The organism is Gordonia sp. PDNC005, from assembly GCF_016919385.1.
In the GTDB taxonomy this organism is placed as follows: Bacteria; Actinomycetota; Actinomycetes; order Mycobacteriales; family Mycobacteriaceae; genus Gordonia.
Genome location: NZ_CP070351.1, coordinates 1951993 through 1970429, shown reverse-complemented (window position 1 = coordinate 1970429; position 18437 = coordinate 1951993). Strand labels below are relative to the sequence as shown.

The following is an 18437-nucleotide window of genomic DNA, read 5'->3' as shown; positions in this document are numbered from 1 at the left end:
CGCGGACCATTGACCGTGTGCGGCATCACATGACACCATACGCATAACAAGAACCATCGTTCTATTTATGAATGATCTGCTGGAGACGACGAGAGGTCACGCGGTGACAGACAGTACGACGGACATCAATGGGTTCACGCCGGACGCGATCGTCGTGGGCGCCGGGCTCGCGGGCCTCGTGGCCGCGCACGAACTCGCGCTCGCCGGTCGGCGTGTGCTGATCCTCGACCAGGAGAACCGCAACAATCTCGGCGGCCAGGCGTTCTGGAGTCTCGGCGGACTCTTCCTCGTCGATTCGCCCGAACAGCGTCGACTCGGAATCAAAGACTCGTCGGCGCTCGCGTGGCAGGACTGGAAGGGCTCGGCGGCGTTCGACCGGCTCGGTGCGGGCAACGAAGACGAATGGCCCGAGCGGTGGGCGCGTGCCTACCTCGACTTCGCCGAACACGAGAAGCGCGACTACCTGCACGCCCTCGGACTCCGGTTCACTCCGGTGGTCGGCTGGGCCGAGCGGGGCGGTACGGTCGCCGACGGTCACGGCAACTCGGTGCCGCGCTTCCACCTCACGTGGGGAACCGGCCCCGAAGTGGTCCGAGTGTTCCGCGAACCCGTCGAGAAGGCCGAAGCTCGCGGCCTCATCCGCTTCGCATTCCGCCACCGCGTCGACGAGCTGATCACCGACGACGGCGCGGTCGTCGGCGTCTCGGGCAGTGTTTTGGAGGCGACAGACGCAGACCGCGGTGTGGCGACCGGCCGCGACGTCGTCGGCGCTTTCGAATTCCGGGCTCCGACCGTGCTCGTGACCTCCGGCGGCATCGGCCACAACTTCGACCTCATGAAGCAATACTGGCCCACCGAACGCCTCGGACCGTTCCCGAAGCACATCATCGCCGGTGTGCCTGCGCACGTCGACGGCCGGATGCTCGGGATCACCGAGCAGGCCGGTGGACGCATCGTCAACCGGGATCGGGTGTGGGCCTACACCGAAGGCATCCACAACTGGGATCCGATCTGGCCGGACCATGCGATCCGGATCATCCCCGGACCGTCGTCGATGTGGTTCGACGCCGACGGCGAACGACTGCCCGCACCGAACTTTCCCGGCTGCGACACCAACGCCACCATGGCGGCGATCCTCAAGGGCGGGCACGACTACTCCTGGTTTGTGCTCACCGAGTCGATCATCGAGAAGGAGTTCGCGCTGTCCGGGTCGGAACAGAACCCGGACATCACCGAGAAGGACCTCAAGCTCGCTTTCGGGCGCATCAAGAGCAAGGGAGCTCCAGGCCCGGTTGAGGCGTTCAAGCAGAAGGGTGTCGACTTCGTCGTCGCCGACACGTTGGACGAACTGGTGAAGGGAATGAACGAGCTCTCTCGCGGCGGCACTGTCGAGGTCGAGCGGCTTCGCGAACAGATCGAGGCCCGAGACCGCGAAGTGGCGAACAAGTACGGCAAAGACGCTCAGCTTCATCTGATCCGAGGCGCCCGGAACTACCTCGGGGACAAGGTGGTTCGTGTCGCGTCGCCGCACCGCCTCCTCGACCCGGCACACGGTCCGCTCATCGCTGTTCGGCTGAACATCCTCTCCCGTAAGACGCTCGGTGGTCTGAACACCGATCTCGACTCCCGCGTACTCGGCGAGGACGGGACGCCGATTCCGGGGCTGTACGCTGCGGGTGAGGTCGCAGGGTTCGGCGGCGGGGGCGTCCACGGATACAACGCACTCGAGGGCACATTCCTGGGTGGCTGCATCTTCTCCGGACGCGCGGCAGGACGGGCAGCGGCCCGAATCACGGGAGGCAACGCATGACGAACAGCACCACTCGGACGGCACTCGTGACGGGAGCCTCGTCGGGAATCGGACTCGAGGTAGCCCGCCTGCTCGCGGCGCGCGGGTACCGAGTCCTGGGAACGTCGCGCAATCCGGCGACGATCCCAGCGGACAAGAGGTTGGCCGGTGTCGAGTACGTCGCCCTCGACCTCGCCGATCGCGATTCGATCGTGGCGTGCGCCGATGCCGTCGGCGACGTGGACATCGTGGTGCACAACGCAGGCGAGAGTCAGTCCGGTGCCCTGGAGGAACTTCCCGCCGATGCGGTGGACCGACTGTTCCAGACCAACGTGTTCGGCGTCGTCCAGCTGACCCAGAGACTTCTGCCCGGCATGCGGGCCCGCGGGTACGGCCGCGTCATCACCGTCGGGTCGATGCTTGCGAGTTTCCCGCTCGCGTTCCGTGGCTCGTACGTCGCCGCGAAGGCCGCGCTGAAGGGCTTCGCCGCATCGGCGCGTCAGGAACTCTCGCCGTTCGGCGTCTGGGTGGCACACGTCGAACCGGGATCGATCGCGACCGGGATCGGTGAACGCCGCACCAAGTACACCGCCGACGACTCGGTCTACAAGGCGGACGTCGACACGATGATCACCCATCTCGATGCCAACGAGAAGGGCGGGATCTCGCCCGTCAAAGTCGCCGAAGTGATCGTCAAGGCGATCGAAGCCGACCCGCCGCGCGAGTTCTACGCGGTCGGGTCGAACGCTCCGGTCGTCTTCCTGCTCAAACGGCTCATGCCCGTCGGAATCGTGTCGTCGATCATCGCTCGCAAGCACGGCCTGCGGCGGTGAGTTCTACCTCGATCCCCGCCTTCACGCCGTGATGAGATCCGCGGCCCGCTCACCGATCACGACCGACGGCGCGTGAGTGTGGCCGCGGACGATCGTCGGCATCACCGACGCGTCTGCGACACGGAGCCCCGTGATCCCGCGGACCGTCAGGTCGGGGGCGACCACGCTCGCCTCGTCCGAGCCCATCCGACACGTTCCGGTCGGGTGATAGAGGGTGTGCGAGTTCTGCTCCAACGCGATCGCGACTGTCTCGTCGAGCGTCGACGCCGCGCGTCTCGGGCGGGCCAGGTCGCCGATCACACTGCGCATCGGTTCGGTGTGCAGAATCGTGTGGGCCACGCGCAGGCCATGAAGCATCGCGGCACGGTCGGCGCCGTCGGGGTCGGACAGGTACTTCGGATCCACGAGCACCTTGGCCGTCGGGTCGGCGGACGTGAGGGTCACGGTCCCGCGACTCTTCGGCGCGACCAGAATCGGTCCCGCGACCAGGCCGTGCCCGTCGGGTTCCCCGATGCCCTCGTCGTAGAACGGCGCGGGTGCGTAGATCATCTCGAGATCGGGCAGTTCCAGATCATCGCGCGAACGGAAGAACCCGTACGCCTCGGCGACGTTCGACGTGAGCATCCCGCGGCGTCGAGCCAGGTAGTTGATGAGCTGAAGGGGTTTCTCCGCATCGGCGAGAGTGCCGGAGGGGACGCGATAGCCGAACATCGAGACGAGATGGTCGGAGAGATTGGCGCCGACCTCGGGGGCGTCGACGACAACATCCAGGCCGAGTGGCCGCAACTGGTCGGGTGCCCCGATCCCGGACAGCATCAGCAACTGCGGAGTGTTGATCGCACCGCCGCTGAGGATCACCTCGCGTGACGCGCGAATCGTCTGCGTCCGTCCGCCGTGGCTCACCTCGACTCCCACGGCGCGGGTCCCGTCCAACACCACCTTGCGCGCGAGTGCACCGGTCACGATCGTCAGGTTCTTGCGGCTGCGTGCCGGATCGAGGTACGCCTCCGAGGTGCTCCAGCGAGCGCCGCGATGCTGGTTGACCATCGTCTCGGTGAAACCCTCGGGTGACGCCGTGTTCGCCTGCTCGCGCCGATAGCCTGCCTTCTCGACGGCTTGGAGGAACATCTCGGTGTACTCGCGCGGACTCCGCTGCTTGGACACGTGAAGTGGGCCGCTGCGTCCGTGGTCGGGGTCATTCGAGGCCTCGACGGCCTCGATCCGCTTGAAATACTCGAGCACACTCGCGTAGCCCCACTCGTCGCCTGCGGCCTGCGCCCACGCGTCGTAGTCGGCGGCGAAGCCGCGGACCCACATCATCGCGTTCATCGACGACGACCCACCGAGAACCTTCCCGCGAGGAAAGAAGATGCTGCGGCCTCCGAGGCCGGGCTGGGCCGCGGTCTGGTAGTTCCAGTCGAGGTCGGACTTGAACAGTTTGGAGAAGGCCGCGGGGATGGCGGTGAACTTGTCCTTCTTCTCTGGGCCGGCCTCGAGGAGCACAACCTGCCGTCCTCGTTCGGCGAGACGCGCGGCGACGACTGCGCCTGCCGAACCCGCTCCGACGACGATGTACTCGGTCTGCGTGGGGATGGTCACGTGTCAGCCCTTCAGCGCCGAGACGACGATGGCGGGCAGCTTGGTGAGGCTCGGTGCGCCCGCGAATTGAGCGAGCAGGCGTCCGGTGGTCGCCGACGAACGGTTGTTGACGAACCACGGCGGCTTGGGCGACAGCGCCCACTCGGCGTGGATGACCGATCGTGGTGCTGGGCGGAACGGACCGCGGATCACCGTGCGCTCGGGGCGGTTGATGAGCCACGCGTTGTGGACTACGCCGATCCCGCTCTGGACGTCATCGATCGTGTGGCCGGGGAAGGCGCCCCACGTCGCGGTTGGCGTGAGGAATCCGAGGCCGGTCCAGGCGTTCACAGCGATGGTGCCGTACCGCAGGTCGGCGATCAGGTCGTCGAACGTGGCGCCGAGTTCGCGGATCGTCTTGGGATGCGCGATCAGATTCACGCCGAGTGTGCCGGCGAACTCGTTGTTCGCGGCGTCGACCGCGGCGCGTGCGAACTCGGCCCCGGCACCTGGCAGTTCAACGACGCCCAGGACCGGAGCGAAGTACTCGGTGGTCAGGAGAGGTTCGTCCTTCGAGGCCGCCAGACCTTCGACGAGGACACGTCGACCGCCCGGGCCGAATCGTCCTGCTTCGGGGTACGTTGCGACCGCGCCGTCGACACGGCTGTCGCTGCCCGGGTAGTACGCGGGTCGAGCCGGTGCGGTGTCGAATGCCTTCTTCAAGGCGGCGAGGAACTCGTCGCGCTGCGGCCAATCGGCGGAGACGATCACCGATTGCGAAGCCACGCAGTTGTACCCGCCGTTGTGGAGGCGTTGCGTAGCCACATGCGCGGCCTGGAATTCGAGGTCGGCGCGTGACCATTTGCCGGGCAGGACGATAGTCGGCGACACTCCGCCGAGTTCACTCGTCACCGGCACCGAGAGGAGGGGAGTGCCGGCCTTTTTGCGCTCCGCGGCCTCCGGTCCGGTGCCCCACACGATTGCGTCGTGGGTGATCGCGCTGCCGGTCATGTGGACGTGGGCCACACCCGAGTGCTCGACGAGCAGCTTTCCGATGTCGGCGCCACCGGTGAGGATTCGGACTGCCCCGAGTTCGATCAGCGGTGCGAAGACGGTCTGGAACGTCGGCAGCAACGCGTCGGTGACCGGGTTCAGCTTGAGTGCTACGACACGATTGAACGCGACGAGTTCGTAGAGCGTGTCGAGCGGGGCGATCGACATGATGTTGCCCGCGCCGAGAACCACTCCGACACCGCCGGTCTGCTCCGGGTGGTGCTGGGCGAGACCGGCATCGCGGAGCGCGTCGGCTCGGGTCACACCCTCCTGCAGCCACACCTGGGCGGAGAATCCGCTGAGCAGAAGCATGTCGTTGAGGCCTGCCGGCATCGCCTGCACGGTGGTGTGCCCCGATGCCTCACCGAAGGTGGCGCCGGCGAGTGGGCTGTCGCCTGCGGCGAGTGCGCGCAGTGACTGGGCGACCACACCGAGACCGCCCGCGAACGCGTACGGCCCCGACATCCACTCCTCGCCGACGAGTGGAGACTCCGGATCCAGCTTCTTGATCGTGATCGCGGCGTCGACCCATTCGCCTGCATGCGCGACGGCGAGGTCTCGGACCGTGTCGAACAGATCGGCGCGCTCGGTGAGCGACAGGGCGGCCCAGCGGCGCTCGCCGTCGGTGAGGTCGGCGATCGCTCGGTCGACGGCGGCGATGGACTGGTCGGCGGTCGTGGATGCCACGGGTGCTCCGTCTCGGTGAGGTGTGCCGCATCTTCGGGCGCGGCGCGGTGTGCGTCCATTCGATCATGTGCGGGGGCAGCGAGGATATGTGCCGATGCCGCCGTCTCGGTGCCAGTCATTGTGCGCAAGCACAAGATCGACGTGGCGTGGATCACTAGGGAAGGTCTACGATTCCTGACATGACTTCCGTGTTGTCGGTGCCTGTGGCCCGGAGCCTCGCCGAACGTGTGGCCGCCGAGGTGCGCGCCGGCGACGAAACTGTTGTCGACGCTTTGATCAGTGCGATCGTGGCCTCGGACTCGTACTACGCCGAGGCGACGATGTTGACCGCCGAGCAGTTGCGCGAGGCCTGTGTCGGAAATCTGCGCGCGATGGTCGAAGCACTGGCAGACCGGTCGCGAATCGATCTGCGTCCGGCACACGCGGCCGGTCGACTCAAAGCCGAACTCGGCATCCCGATCTCCTCGTTGCTGCGAGCATTCCGCCTCGGTGGACGAGCGCTATGGGATCGGATCACCGAACTCGCCGACGGCCCAGGCGACATCGAGTTGAGTGGGGTCGCCGCCGACCTGTGGGAGATCGTCGACACCTACTCCGATGCGGCAGTGCAGGCCTATCACGACACCGAGATCGACTTGACCAGGGCCGACGAGATGCGAGCGGCACGGCTCGTCAGATCGCTGTTCGACGATCACTCCGGGCACCCGTCGCGGCTGCTGGAAGCGATGCGGGGTCTTGGGCTTCCGGAATCCGGTGTGTTCGGGGTCGTCGTCGCCGACTGCGACCCGACCACGTTGACGGCGGCGAGTCTGCGCCGAGGGGTGGCGGCGCTGGGTGTGCAGTCGGCCTGGGACATGCACGTCGATTCGGTGGTCGGCCTGGTCATCGCGCCGACCGTCGATGACGCGTACCGGGCGGCCGAGTACGTCTGCGCCACGACCGATGGCCGGGTCGGCATCGGATCCCCGTTCTCGTCGCCGATGGCCATCGTCTCCGCACTCGCGGAGGCGCGCAGTGCGGTTGGGGCGGGGTGCATGGGTGTGACACGGTTCGGTGACGACCCGATCGCGCATCTGCTGGCCTCGGACACCGCGGCGGGGGACGTGGCAGCCGCTCAGATTCTCGGGCCGGTCCTCGGTCTGTCCGACACTGAGCGCACCGACCTGCTCGCGGTCCTCGACGCATGGTTCCGTTGCGGTGGGTCGGCCGCGGCGGTCGCCGAGGCGCTCTTCTGCCATCGGAACACGGTGCGTTACCGGATGCGGAAGATCAGCGACCTGACCGGTCGTGACACCACCGACCCGGCTCAGTCGGCCGAGCTCTATGTGGCACTGCGGGCTGTGCAGTTGCGCGCCGTCTGACGAGCGAACGCGGTCAATCCGCGAAGTGCGCCGTCAACTCGCCGACGATCTGGTCCCACAGCGGCTCCGGCAGGTCGTGGGCCATGCCTTCGACCATCACCAGGCGTGCATCCGGCACAGTCTTCGCGACGGCGCGCGCACCGGACGGCCGCATCAGCTTGTCGTGGGTGCCGTGCAGAACCAGCGTTCGTGCTGTCGTCCGGCGGTTGTGTCCGTCGAGGCGGCCGGACCCCAGGATGGCCGCGAACTGGCGGGCGAAACCTATCGGGTAGTACGAGCGTTCGATGTACTCGGTGACGTTGGCGATCGCGACGTCGAGTGGAGCCGGAAACACCGGGCTCCCGATGATTCCGTACATGCGCGCGCTGCGTTCGATGAGTTGTTCGCGAGTCGCGCCCTTCGGGGGAGGCGAGATCAACGCGAGCATCTGACGGGGCCCGGGAGGCGGGAGGAACGGGCGGTTGTTGCTCGACATGATGACGGTCGCCGACAGCGTGCGGTCAGGATGATCGGCCGCGAACACCTGCGCGATCATCCCGCCCATCGATGCGCCGACGATGTGCGCACGGTCGACGCCCACGTGATCGAGGACCCGTAGTGCGTCATCGGCCATGTCGTTCAGCGTGTAGGCGGACCCCGACACCGGCATGCCGACGAAGAACTGCAGAAGTTTGATCGGCAGTGGAGCACCTCCGGAGTGCACCCCGTCGAGCTTGCCCGACAGCCCTGAATCGCGATTGTCGAACCTGATCACGTGGTAACCGGCGGCGGCGATCTTCTCGCAGAACTCGGTCCGCCAGTGCACCATCTGTGCGCCGAGGCCCATGATCAGCAGCACCGCCGGGTCCGCCGCATCGCCGAACTCCTCGAAGCACAAGTCGATCTCGCCGGGAACCGTTCCGGTACGTGTTGTCATGGGTCCATCATGGCCGACGACGCGGGGCGCGGTCAGTGCACGGTCGCGACGACAACGCCGGCGGCGATCAACAACACGATGTAGACGATCGCGTGGAGACGATCGGGAATCGTCGGCGGACGGCGTCGAAGCAGGACCACCACGGGTATCGACGCCGCGAGGAGGGCAGCGGCCGCACGGACGTCAACGGACCCGACAAGATCCGATGCCGGAGCCATGTCGGAGCGTCCGGCGAGGGACACCACGACTGCAGGAATCACGATCGCAAGGGTGAGCGGGTTGGCGAGTGCCGCGGCGTCGGTCATAGTCGACCCGGCCCGGCGCAGAAGCGGCACCGTCATGACGCTCCCGCCGACACCGAGGAAGGCGGCGACCGTTCCGATCGGGACACCCGTCCACGTCGGTAGACCGGCAGTCCCGATGTCCGCGGTCGGATTCACTCGCAGTCGTCGGACAAAACCCGGTCGGAGCACAAGGTCGAGAACCGTCACAGCGACATAGGCGACGAAGCCCCAGGCGATCACCGAGTCCGGTGCGAGACGGCCCGCCCACGCGCCGAGGGCTCCGCCGAAGGCGAGCAACCCGACCAGTCCGGCCCGGCCGCCGAGTCGTGCGAGCACACGACGTCGCGTGGACGCGGTGGCCACCGCGGCGTTGACCACCATCACCAGCGCCGACGTTGCGGTGGCGACTCGGATGGCGCCGTCGCCGAGCGCGGCGTCGACGATGGTGATCACCGGGACCGTCACGAACCCGCCGCCGAAGCCGAACAGGACGGTGGTGACGCCCACCGCCACGCCGATGATCAAGAGCACGGTTGTTGTCATGGCTTCAGTCCAGCCGAGACGCGCCGCGGCGAGCAATCGATGGTCTGCCATTGATCATCGAATATCGGCCACTAGGATCGGAGCCGTGTTCGGATTGGCGATCGACGACTACGACAACCTTCCGATCGAAGTGCTCCCGGTCGGTACCGACTACGGTGCGGACACCGTTCTCCCGCTGCACAGCCATCGTCGGGCGCAGTTGCTGTACGGATCGCGCGGAGTGATGGACGTCGTGACAGACGACGGCCGATGGTTCGTACCGGCCGAGCGCGCCGTGCTCATCCCGCCCCTCACCCCTCACCAGGTGCACATGCACGGGGTGTCCACCTGGAGCGTGTACATCGAACCTGGCGCCGTGCCGTGGTGGCCGACGGTTTGCAGGGTGATCGACGTCGGACCGCTGCTTCGCGAGATCCTCGGCGAGGTCAGTCGAATACCGATCGACCCGATGCGGTCCGAGCGCGACGCAACGCTCGTCTCGCTGATGCTGCACGAGGTGAGGGCCCTCGCACCGTCGCCGTTCGAGGTGATCCTCCCGGACTCCGAACCACTCCGCGGACTGTGTCGGAACTACCTCGAGCACCCGGACGCGGGCCTGACCACAGGCGAATGGGCAGGCGCGGCCTCGATGAGCATGCGCACGTTCGACCGCAGGTTCCGCGCGGAGACAGGCCTCAGCGCTGCGGTGTGGCGGACACGGGCCCGCCTGCTCGCATCGATGCCGATGCTGATGACGGATACGGTCACAGAGGTGTCGGGTCGGTTGGGATACTCCTCACCAGCCTCCTTCACAGCGGCGTTCACCAAAGCCCTCGGATCGCCACCGTCAGCGTTCCGGGGCCCACGACGAGGCGACACCGCCTGATCTGTGCCTCGTTTGGCACCGCTCGAGGAGTCTGTCGTAGTCTGGCCGCCGCACGTCGCCGGTCATCGGGGACGGCCGACGACGGATCGAGGCGGTATGAGGCGAAGAATCACGACGGTTATTGGCGCGGCGCTTCTGACGTGCGCGCTGATACCGGCTGGAGCGGTGACGGCGTCGCCGACACCCGAGAGTCTCGCGCGGTACCTCGATGCGCCGCTGCCCAATCGAGACGCGTCGCACGGCGTCGGCGCACCCAATCCCGACCTGCCACACCGCAGTTCGGATATCCGCCCGCTGCTCGTACAGGCGCGGTCGGAAGGACTGTCGCCGAAACGCTACGGAGCGCTGCTGTACGCGTACTGGCTGCTGCGGACCACGGAGAAAGCCGGGATCGACCTCGAGCGGTGGGATCCTCGTGCCGGCGCAACAGCGAACCTGTCCAATCTCGAACGCTCCTACCGCTACTACGAGGATCTCCAGCTAGCTCATCGCGAACTCCGCTGGGCTGGAATGGCAGGCCAGGTCGGGGCGGATTTCGGCGGTGGGCTGATCGACCTCGAACTGGGCGGACGTGTCTTCGAGATCTCGCGGCTTCAACCGGTCATGGCGGAGATCGTCCGCAGATCATCTGCCGCGGGCGGTGACCGACTGGTAGCGGCGCTGCCACGAGGCGTGCGTGCGCTCGCCGAGGTCGGTGCGACGATCACACCCGCTGACATCACCGCGGTGATCGGACAGATCCTCGTTATGCAGAAGAACATCTTCGGCGACCTGATGCCGCTGCACACCGCCTACGTCGCCGGAGGCCTCGGCGCCGTCCGCGAACTCGTCCGCACCGGCCTCTACCCGCCGGACGTGCTCGACGCGTTCACCGACATCGCATCCGGTGGCGCCGACCGCATCTCTGCAGGCAACGGCGCACTCCTCCGTCGGGAGCAGGAGGCGGTGGTCGCGCGCCAATGGGATGAGACGAGGGCGTACCGCGCCCCGGTCGGTGAAGCGCTGACCTACGCGTCGACAATCGTCGGTTCGCCGTCCGTGGCCGGGGTGCGGCCGATGAGGGCTCATCGACCGTACGATGTGACGACCCGAGTCGAGGGGCGGACCGTTCGTGTCGTGACACCGCTGCCCTCGTGGAACTGGTCGGTCTTCGCGTCGCGCTGGGAGTACATCAACGCCGAACTGCTGCCCAAATACGAGTGGCAGGTGGCGCACAACTGGGACGCCCTCGCCGCCTACATGCGTACGCCGTACGATCGTCAGCTGCAGCAACACCGTGTCCTGTTCAACCTCGGGCCGCTCGCGCAGAGCATTCTCGACCAGACGAAGGTGATCGTGAAATGACCAAGTCAGCACTGATGCGCATGGTGCTAGTCCCGCTAGTCGGCGTCGTGGCTCTCGCCTCGGCCAGTGTCGCGTCCGCTGCTCCTGGCGATCCGGACGGCAGGTGCGTCATCGACGACACCAGCGCTGCGAAGACGATAGACAGCCTGATGGATCACTGCACAAGCAAGCAGATTCTCGACCTCTTCGATTCCGCGGCCCCGGGAACCCTCCCCGATCCGGGCCGCTACCGCCTCTACCTGCTTCCCGCGCAGAAGGGAAAGAACGGTATCGACGACTACCAGGACTCGAAACTCTTCACCACGACTCAGTCGAGGCTCGGCGACGGACTGACGTTTGCGAAAGGACCTCAAGGCCAGCCGTGGGTGTACAAGAACTACATCACGGGCAGAGACGCGGGAGGCCCTGTGGTGTTCGCGCCACGTTCGTTCGCCGATCGGCGACCGGCGTGGACGGCCGACTTCAGCCGCGATTTCGGCGGCTTGATGATTAGCACGCACGAATATCGGAGACTCACCTCGACAGTCTGGATCGGCCGTGACTTCCTCGGCCCGGGCACGTCGGCTAAGCCGCCGTCGAGTGGAGGCACGATCGCGTTCACCAAGCGGTAGCGCCGGTCTCGTCCGGGTGCGACCATCGGACCATGGAATACGACGACGTGGTCCGCACGACGTTCGCCGCGCGCGAGTTCACCGCCGACGACGTGTCCGACGACGACCTTTACCGGATTCTCGAGACCGCGAGGTTCGCGCCGAGCGGCGGCAACCGCCAGGGAGCCCACGTCGTTGTGGTCCGCGACGCGGAGACGAAAAGGGCGCTGGCCGACTTGAGCAGGACCGGTGCCCGCCGGTACCTCGCTCAGAAGGCGGCAGGGGAGAACCCCTGGAATCCTGTCCACCCGACGACTGTCACCCAGTCGAATCTGGACGATGTCCGAGGTCTCGATGCGTTTGTCGCGCCGATCGCCGATGCGCCGGTGGTGCTTGTCGTCACGATCGACTTGGCAGCGGTCGCAGCGCTGGACTCCGATCTCGACCGCATAGCGGTCGTGCCTGGCGGGTCCGTGTATCCGCTGGTATGGAACATCTTGACCGGCGCGCGGGCGGCGGGGTACGGCGGCACCATCACCACGATGGCGGTGGCTCAGGAGCCTGCCGTCCGTGAACTCCTCGGGATTCCCGAGCCGCACGCCCTGGCCGCCGTCGTCCCGTTGGGGCGACCGGTGAAGCAATTGACCAGGCTGCGCCGCGCCGAAGTGGAGGCGTTCGTGACCCGGGAGCGATTCGACGGCTCGGCGTTCGGGTCCTGATGCTGCTCAGCGAACTCGTCGCCGCGGCGTCGACGGTGGCCGCCACTCGCTCCAGGCTGGCGAAGACACGGGCCTTGGCAGACGTCGTCGGGCGACTCGAGCCACACGAAGCCGTCGCTGCCGTCGGGCTCATCCTCGGGCGTCCGCGCCAAGGCCGACTCGGCATCGGGTGGCGGACACTGAGCAAGGCACGGCCCCAGCCGGGGCCTGGGTCGGTGCTCACAGTGACAGATGTCGACGCGGCCTTCCAGACACTCGCCGGAGCACACGGCACCGGGTCGGCTGCCGTGCGCGCACAGACGCTCGACGGATTGCTCGGCCGAGCCGACGTCGCCGAACAGGACTATCTGATGCGCGTCATGATCGGCGAGATGCGAACGGGAGCGCTGGAAGGAGTGCTCCTCGACGCCGCCGCACTGGCGACCGACACACCGAAGGAGATCGTCCGTCGCGCGGCGATGCTCAGCGGTGACCTCGGCGCCACTGTCCGCGCGGCACTGTCGGGCGCCGACCTCAGGGCCGTCGATCTGACGCCCGGCGTCCCAGTCCAGCCGATGCTGGCCGGATCGGCTCCGACCGCTGGTGAGGCGACAGAGGGCATGGGTGCGTCGTCCGTCGAGTACAAGCTCGACGGCGCGCGGCTACAGGTGCACCGCGTGGGCGGTGTGGTCACCGCTTACACGCGGAGCCTCGCCGACATCACCGATCGAGTCCCAGACATCGCTGCGCTGGTTGCGACCTTCCCCGGAGGCGACCTGGTTCTCGACGGGGAGACGCTTGCACTCGACGAGTCCGGTGCTGCGCGCCCCTTCCAGGACACGATGAGCGGACTCGGTCGGGATGCCGCGTCTGCTTTGCACGTGTGGTTCTTCGACGTCCTGTACGGCGACGGGCGGTCGTTGATCGACGAACCGCTGTCCATTCGACGCGAGGTGCTCATGCGGGTCGCCGGCGAGCACGTCATCGGCGGGTCGGTCCTGCCCGGTGCCGATCCGGCCGCGGCGCAGATCGTGCTCGGCGAGGCCTTGGCGCGAGGCCACGAGGGGATCGTGGTGAAGTCGCTCGACTCGGTGTACGCAGCTGGACGACGCGGTGCGAACTGGGTCAAGGTGAAACCCGTCTACACCTACGACCTCGTGGTGCTCGCCGTTGAGCGCGGCTCGGGCCGTCGGTCGGGGTGGCTGTCGAACCTCCATCTCGGAGCGCGCGATCCGGACGGCGAGTTCGGCGAGCCGGGTGGATTCGTCATGGTCGGCAAGACGTTCAAAGGACTCACCGACGAGACGCTCCGCTGGCAGACCGCTCACTTCCCGACGATCGCCACCGGCGAAGACGGCCACGTGATGCACGTTCGTCCCGAGACCGTCGTCGAGATCGCGATCGACGGTGTGCAGCGGTCGACTCGATATCCCGGCGGGGCCGCGCTTCGCTTCGCCCGGGTCAAGCGGTACCGCACCGGCGTGGACGCGAAACCGCCGTCCGAGGCCGACACCATCGGCACGATACGGCGGCTGCTGCCCGGCTGAATCGGGTGGCGAACCTGTCAGGCGCTGGCGCGGGTCCGAGATGACAGGAGGGCGTCGACGATCGCGTCGGTCGTCATGACAAGACCTGCTCGTTTGGCGATGTAGGTGGCGGCCATCTCGTGCTCGTCACGGCTGAAGTCGGCCATGGCGTCAACGGCGAAGAACGGCGCGACGTCGCTCATGAACGCATCTGTCGCACTGATCATGCAGCCCATGTGGGCGTAGACGCCGATCACGATGAGCTGGTCGCGTCCGTGATGGGCGAGCAGTTGGCGCAGATCGGTTCGGGCGAACCCTGAGTAGCGCCATTTGGTGACCTGGATGTCGCCGTCGCGTGGCGCGAGCTCGGGAACGATCTGTTCGTCACGCCCGGACACGAGGCCCGTTCCCCAGAAGTCGCGCAGGATGCCGCGCCGAGCGGGGTGCTGATCGCCGGGTTGGGCCGTGTAGACCACTGGGACACCGGACTCCTCCGCGGCCTCGCGGATGCGGACCATGTTCGCCAAGGCTGTCGACATCGGTTCTTCATCTCGCTGGTAGGCGTCGATGAAGTACTCCTGCATATCGTGGATGAGCAGGGCTGTCCGGTCGGCGGACAAGTCCCATTCCACACGAGCGGGGAAGGGGCCGAGCGGGATTCGGTACGGGGCGATGGATGGAATCGGCATGCCATTAGGCTAGCCTTACCTTGTGACCTTCACCAGTTGGCCCTCTGAACTCGCTGAACAGTATCAATCCGAGGGGCTGTGGCGCGCCGAGACGTTCGACGATGTGCTGACCGCGCGTGCAGCAGATCCGTCGATAGCCGACCGTACCGCCGTCGTCGACGTGGATCGTTCGTGGACCTACCGCGAACTAGATCTACGGGTCGGACGCCTCGCCGCAGGATTCTCGGCACTCGGGATCGAACCAGGCGAACGTGTACTGCTCCAGATGCCGAACGCGGTCGGCTTCGTGGAGACCGTGTTCGCACTGTTCCGACTCGGTGCGTTGCCGGTCTTCGGCCTGCCCGCACACCGGGAGGCCGAACTCGTCGGCATCGCGCGCGCCGCGGATGCGGTCGCGATCATTCATCCCCGGGTGCATGAGCGGTTCGATCACTCGGCGCTCGCGCAGTCCGTCGCAGACCAGGTCGACACCGTTCGGCACTTGATTCCGATCGACACCCTCGAAGCCCTGCACACCGACCCGCGTGACCACCCGCGATCAGAGCCCTCGTCCGTCGCGTTCCTGCAGCTCTCGGGAGGCAGCACCGGCGTGCCCAAACTGATTCCCCGCACCCACGCGGACTACCTGTACAGCGTGTGGCGCAGCAATGAGGTGTGCGGCGTGTCGCGCGACACCGTCTACCTCGTCGTGCTGCCTGTCGCACACAACTTCCCGATGTCGTCGCCGGGGATTCTCGGTGCGCTGTACGCGGGCGGGACAGTGGTGCTCGCACCGTCGCCCGCCCCGTCGGCGGCATGGCCGCTTGTGCACCGCGAACGCGCGACGATGGTCGGACTCGTTCCACCACTTGCGCGACTGTGGACCGAAACGGCCGAACGCGGGACGACACACGACATCTCCAGTCTCGAGACTATCCAGGTCGGTGGAGCGCGCTGCCCGGATGAACTCGCTCGTCGGATCGGCCCTGCACTCGGCGTCACTCTGCAGCAGGTGTTCGGCATGGCGGAGGGGCTCGTCTGCTACACCCGGCTCGACGACCCCATCGACGTCGTGACGCGGACACAGGGGCGCCCGATGTCGCCGCTGGACCAGCTGAGACTGGTCGACGACGACGGTGCGCCCGTCGTCACGGGACCGGGCTTCCTCGAGGTTCAGGGGCCGTACACGATCCGCGGGTACTGGAACGGCGCGGCCCCGGCGTCGTTCGCGCCGGACGGCTGGTACCGCACGGGGGACGTCGTCGAGATCACCGATGGGGGCGACCTGGTGGTTCTCGGGCGCGGCGGCGACCGCATCAACCGCGGCGGCGAAAAAGTGTCCGCAGAGCAACTCGAGGAACATCTCCTTGAGCACCCGAACGTACGGGACGTGATCGTTGTGGCCGTCGCCGACGAATACCTCGGCGAGCGGACCTGCGCATATGTGATCGCCGCCGACTCCAGCGAGCCGCCGAGCCTGCCGATGCTCCGCGCGTTCGCGCGTGATCGCGGACTCGCCGACTGGAAGCTGCCCGACAGCGTCGTGGTGGTCGACGGATTCCCGGAGACGGGTGTCGGCAAAGTGAGCAGGCGTCGACTGCGCGAGCTCCTGACCGAACAGAACAAGCCGCGAACGGTCGCGGCGGATGAAAGGTGAACACCCACATGACAGCGAGCGAATCGACACTGACACGTGAGCGGATCGTCGACGATCTCGCCGAGATGCTCGGAGTGGGGTCCGACGAACTCGGTGACGACGTCAACGTTCTCGACATGGGGCTCGACTCGGTGCGTCTCATGTCGCTGGTCGAGAGATGGCGAGCAGCCGGGGCCGTCGACGTCGACCTCGTGACACTCGCCGAAGTACCGGAAGTCGGCGCGTGGGTTCGCGAACTGACCGGGCAGGTGTGACATGCGTGTTGTGACACTGGGCTACCAGACCTGGGGACATCGGACGCTCTCCGCGGTGCTCGGCACCGATCATGAGGTGGCGCTGGCGGTGACTCATCCGGCCAGCGATCACCCTTACGAGCAGATGTGGGCCGACTCCGTGGAGGACCTCGCGCGTGCCAACGGTGTGCCCGTTCACGTGGCGACACGCGCGGACCAGGAGCTGATCGACGCGGTGGTGGCGGCCGAGCCGGACGTGATCGTCGCCAACAACTGGCGGACATGGCTGCCGCGGGAGATCTACGCAGCTCCGACGCACGGCACGCTCAACATCCACGACTCGCTGCTGCCGCGGTACGCGGGCTTCTCGCCGATCCTGTGGGCCCTCCTCAATCGAGAGTCTCATGTCGGGGTGACCGTTCACCGGATGGACGAGGGCTTGGACACCGGACCGATCGTCGCACAGCAGGCGGTTCCCGTCGGTCCGACGAGCACCACGACAGAATTGGTCCTCGCAACGATGGACCTGATCGAGCCCCTTGTGGTCCGTTCACTCTCCGAACTCGCGGCCGGAACCCTGCACGACACCGTCCAGGCCCCGGCGTCGATGACCTACTTCCACAAGCGATCCGACCTCGAGTCCCGAATCGACTTCACGGCGAGCGCCGACGACATCGAACTGCTGGTGCGGGCACAGTCTGATCCGTATCCGAACGCGCACTTCACGTTCCGGGGCGCGCGCGTCCGTGTGCTGAAGGCGCATGTGTCCACGGGCCGATTCGGCGGCACCCCCGGCCGAGTGACCGTGCCCTACGAAGGGGGAGTGGCTGTTGTCTGCGGTTCGTCGCGCATCACGCCCGAAGCCGCCATCGTCTTCGAGACGCTGCGCCTGGACGACGGTTCAGAAGTGTCGGCGACAGATTTCTTCGGCACTCGCGGCGGCTACATCGACCTCGGCTGACTCTTCGTCGGCATGCGAGCGCAGGCCCCGGATCGAGAAAGATCCGGGGCCTGTGCGTCAGCGTGACGCGAACTGATCGACGGCGCCGGGAACCGGCTCCGCGGGATCGTTGCCCAGTGCGACGATGCGATTGTCGGCATCGACGTGCACAACCTTGGGCTCGTGCACGACGACCTCTGCCTCGGAGAACTGGCCGTACGACATGATGATGACAAGATCGCCCGGATTCACCAGGTGGGCGGCGGCTCCGTTGATGCAGATGCGGCCGGATCCGGATTCTCCGGTGATGGCGTAGGTCTCAAGACGAGCGCCGTTGGTGATGTCGACGACGCTCACCTGCTCGCCCTCGACCAGATCGGCCGCCGCCATCAGGTCGGCGTCGATGGTGATTGATCCCACGTAGTGCAAGTCCGCCTGGGTCACAGTGGCGCGATGGATCTTGCCGTTCACAAGGGTGCGGTTCATTCGGTCGAAACCTTTCGGTCGGTGGTGGGGAATGCTTCAGTTCGCTGCGGAGTCTGCCGCCATGGCCTCGCGCAGGCTCCGCGGGCGGAGGTCTGTCCAGTTCTGCTCGACGTAGTCGATGCAGGACGCGCGGTCGGTGCCGTCGGGGGCGCCGTGAACGACGTGCCAACCTGCGGGAACGTCGGCAAACGACGGCCACAGGGAATGCTGCTCCTCGTCGTTGGCGAGCACGAAGAACGTGCCCGACTCGTCGTCGAAAGGATTGGTGGACAACGGAACTCCTGTCGTAGATGGACTCGCGAGCGCGGTCGGACTCGAGTTCAGCGGGCGAACTCCACGCTGCTTCAAGCGTAGGCTACCCTAACCTTGTGGCCAATGACTCTGTG

At 66.7% G+C, this 18437-nt stretch carries 18 protein-coding genes; 11 read left to right on the top strand and 7 right to left on the bottom strand.

The window, feature by feature from the left end; translation table 11 throughout:
* The first annotated feature begins 103 nt into the window (after window positions 1-103).
* Window positions 104-1810, top strand: a complete 1707-nt coding sequence (locus tag JVX90_RS09365) for an FAD-binding dehydrogenase (protein WP_205332066.1) — start codon at window positions 104-106, stop codon at window positions 1808-1810.
* On the top strand, window positions 1807-2622 hold the full coding sequence (locus tag JVX90_RS09360; protein WP_205332065.1) for an SDR family oxidoreductase: 816 nt from the start codon (window positions 1807-1809) through the stop codon (window positions 2620-2622). The genes JVX90_RS09365 and JVX90_RS09360 overlap by 4 nt, the downstream gene beginning before the upstream one ends.
* A gap of 21 nt (window positions 2623-2643) precedes the next feature.
* Here JVX90_RS09360 and JVX90_RS09355 read toward each other — a convergent pair whose 3' ends face one another.
* Both JVX90_RS09355 and JVX90_RS09350 read right to left on the bottom strand, forming a co-directional pair.
* A complete protein-coding gene (locus tag JVX90_RS09355; protein WP_205332064.1) occupies window positions 2644-4221 on the bottom strand; it encodes a GMC family oxidoreductase N-terminal domain-containing protein in 1578 nt (525 codons plus the stop codon).
* Window positions 4222-4224: 3 nt separating this feature from the next.
* Window positions 4225-5940, bottom strand: coding sequence for an aldehyde dehydrogenase family protein (locus JVX90_RS09350; RefSeq protein ID WP_205332063.1), 1716 nt, complete (start codon window positions 5938-5940; stop codon window positions 4225-4227).
* A 179-nt stretch (window positions 5941-6119) separates the two neighbouring features.
* On the opposite strand from JVX90_RS09350, the gene JVX90_RS09345 reads away from it, so the two are divergent.
* A complete protein-coding gene (locus JVX90_RS09345; protein ID WP_205332062.1) occupies window positions 6120-7301 on the top strand; it encodes a helix-turn-helix domain-containing protein in 1182 nt (393 codons plus the stop codon).
* A gap of 13 nt (window positions 7302-7314) precedes the next feature.
* On the opposite strand, the gene JVX90_RS09340 is transcribed toward JVX90_RS09345, so the two are convergent.
* Window positions 7315-8217, bottom strand: a complete 903-nt coding sequence (locus JVX90_RS09340; protein ID WP_205332061.1) for an alpha/beta hydrolase — start codon at window positions 8215-8217, stop codon at window positions 7315-7317.
* A 32-nt stretch (window positions 8218-8249) separates the two neighbouring features.
* Window positions 8250-9044: a sulfite exporter TauE/SafE family protein gene (locus JVX90_RS09335; RefSeq protein WP_205332060.1), complete on the bottom strand. Its 795-nt coding sequence runs from the start codon at window positions 9042-9044 to the stop codon at window positions 8250-8252.
* 85 nt (window positions 9045-9129) lie between these two features.
* Here JVX90_RS09335 and JVX90_RS09330 point away from each other — a divergent pair, with 85 nt between their 5' ends.
* The 5 genes from JVX90_RS09330 (at window position 9130) to JVX90_RS09310 (ending at window position 14088) form a co-directional block, all read left to right on the top strand.
* Window positions 9130-9909, top strand: coding sequence for a helix-turn-helix transcriptional regulator (locus JVX90_RS09330; protein ID WP_240194120.1), 780 nt, complete (start codon window positions 9130-9132; stop codon window positions 9907-9909).
* 96 nt (window positions 9910-10005) lie between these two features.
* Complete coding sequence (locus tag JVX90_RS09325) at window positions 10006-11253, top strand: hypothetical protein (protein WP_205332058.1); 1248 nt, start codon at window positions 10006-10008, stop codon at window positions 11251-11253.
* Window positions 11250-11864 carry a hypothetical protein gene (locus JVX90_RS09320; protein ID WP_205332057.1) on the top strand — a complete coding sequence of 205 codons (615 nt, stop codon included), beginning with the start codon at window positions 11250-11252 and terminating at the stop codon, window positions 11862-11864. The genes JVX90_RS09325 and JVX90_RS09320 overlap by 4 nt, the downstream gene beginning before the upstream one ends.
* Before the next feature lie 32 nt (window positions 11865-11896).
* Window positions 11897-12562, top strand: coding sequence for a nitroreductase family protein (locus tag JVX90_RS09315; RefSeq protein ID WP_205332056.1), 666 nt, complete (start codon window positions 11897-11899; stop codon window positions 12560-12562).
* On the top strand, window positions 12562-14088 hold the full coding sequence (locus JVX90_RS09310) for an ATP-dependent DNA ligase (RefSeq protein WP_205332055.1): 1527 nt from the start codon (window positions 12562-12564) through the stop codon (window positions 14086-14088). Before JVX90_RS09315 ends, JVX90_RS09310 begins: the two co-directional genes overlap by 1 nt.
* Window positions 14089-14105: 17 nt before the next feature.
* On the opposite strand, the gene JVX90_RS09305 is transcribed toward JVX90_RS09310, so the two are convergent.
* Window positions 14106-14756 carry an isochorismatase family protein gene (locus JVX90_RS09305; protein WP_205332054.1) on the bottom strand — a complete coding sequence of 217 codons (651 nt, stop codon included), beginning with the start codon at window positions 14754-14756 and terminating at the stop codon, window positions 14106-14108.
* A 22-nt stretch (window positions 14757-14778) separates the two neighbouring features.
* On the opposite strand from JVX90_RS09305, the gene JVX90_RS09300 reads away from it, so the two are divergent.
* The 3 genes from JVX90_RS09300 to JVX90_RS09290 are packed head-to-tail and all read left to right on the top strand — an operon-like array spanning window position 14779 to window position 17586.
* Window positions 14779-16392 carry an AMP-binding protein gene (locus tag JVX90_RS09300; protein ID WP_205332053.1) on the top strand — a complete coding sequence of 538 codons (1614 nt, stop codon included), beginning with the start codon at window positions 14779-14781 and terminating at the stop codon, window positions 16390-16392.
* An 8-nt stretch (window positions 16393-16400) separates the two neighbouring features.
* Window positions 16401-16646, top strand: coding sequence for a phosphopantetheine-binding protein (locus JVX90_RS09295; protein ID WP_205332052.1), 246 nt, complete (start codon window positions 16401-16403; stop codon window positions 16644-16646).
* Window position 16647: 1 nt separating this feature from the next.
* Window positions 16648-17586 carry a methionyl-tRNA formyltransferase gene (locus JVX90_RS09290; protein WP_205332051.1) on the top strand — a complete coding sequence of 313 codons (939 nt, stop codon included), beginning with the start codon at window positions 16648-16650 and terminating at the stop codon, window positions 17584-17586.
* A gap of 57 nt (window positions 17587-17643) precedes the next feature.
* Here JVX90_RS09290 and panD read toward each other — a convergent pair whose 3' ends face one another.
* Both panD and JVX90_RS09280 read right to left on the bottom strand, forming a co-directional pair.
* Window positions 17644-18051, bottom strand: coding sequence for an aspartate 1-decarboxylase (panD, locus tag JVX90_RS09285; RefSeq protein ID WP_205332050.1), 408 nt, complete (start codon window positions 18049-18051; stop codon window positions 17644-17646).
* A 36-nt stretch (window positions 18052-18087) separates the two neighbouring features.
* A complete protein-coding gene (locus JVX90_RS09280) occupies window positions 18088-18324 on the bottom strand; it encodes an MbtH family protein (RefSeq protein WP_205332049.1) in 237 nt (78 codons plus the stop codon).
* Between the last annotated feature and the right edge of the window lie 113 nt (window positions 18325-18437).

Coding starts and splice junctions, on each gene's coding strand:
- JVX90_RS09360 (WP_205332065.1), top strand. CDS start 1,807: ATGACGAACAGCACCACTCGGACGGCACTCGTGACGGGAGCCTCGTCG.
- JVX90_RS09345 (WP_205332062.1), top strand. CDS start 6,120: ATGACTTCCGTGTTGTCGGTGCCTGTGGCCCGGAGCCTCGCCGAACGT.
- JVX90_RS09340 (WP_205332061.1), bottom strand. CDS start 8,217: ATGACAACACGTACCGGAACGGTTCCCGGCGAGATCGACTTGTGCTTC.
- JVX90_RS09335 (WP_205332060.1), bottom strand. CDS start 9,044: ATGACAACAACCGTGCTCTTGATCATCGGCGTGGCGGTGGGCGTCACC.
- JVX90_RS09325 (WP_205332058.1), top strand. CDS start 10,006: ATGAGGCGAAGAATCACGACGGTTATTGGCGCGGCGCTTCTGACGTGC.
- JVX90_RS09320 (WP_205332057.1), top strand. CDS start 11,250: ATGACCAAGTCAGCACTGATGCGCATGGTGCTAGTCCCGCTAGTCGGC.
- JVX90_RS09315 (WP_205332056.1), top strand. CDS start 11,897: ATGGAATACGACGACGTGGTCCGCACGACGTTCGCCGCGCGCGAGTTC.
- JVX90_RS09310 (WP_205332055.1), top strand. CDS start 12,562: ATGCTGCTCAGCGAACTCGTCGCCGCGGCGTCGACGGTGGCCGCCACT.
- JVX90_RS09305 (WP_205332054.1), bottom strand. CDS start 14,756: ATGCCGATTCCATCCATCGCCCCGTACCGAATCCCGCTCGGCCCCTTC.
- JVX90_RS09295 (WP_205332052.1), top strand. CDS start 16,401: ATGACAGCGAGCGAATCGACACTGACACGTGAGCGGATCGTCGACGAT.
- JVX90_RS09290 (WP_205332051.1), top strand. CDS start 16,648: ATGCGTGTTGTGACACTGGGCTACCAGACCTGGGGACATCGGACGCTC.
- panD (WP_205332050.1), bottom strand. CDS start 18,051: ATGAACCGCACCCTTGTGAACGGCAAGATCCATCGCGCCACTGTGACC.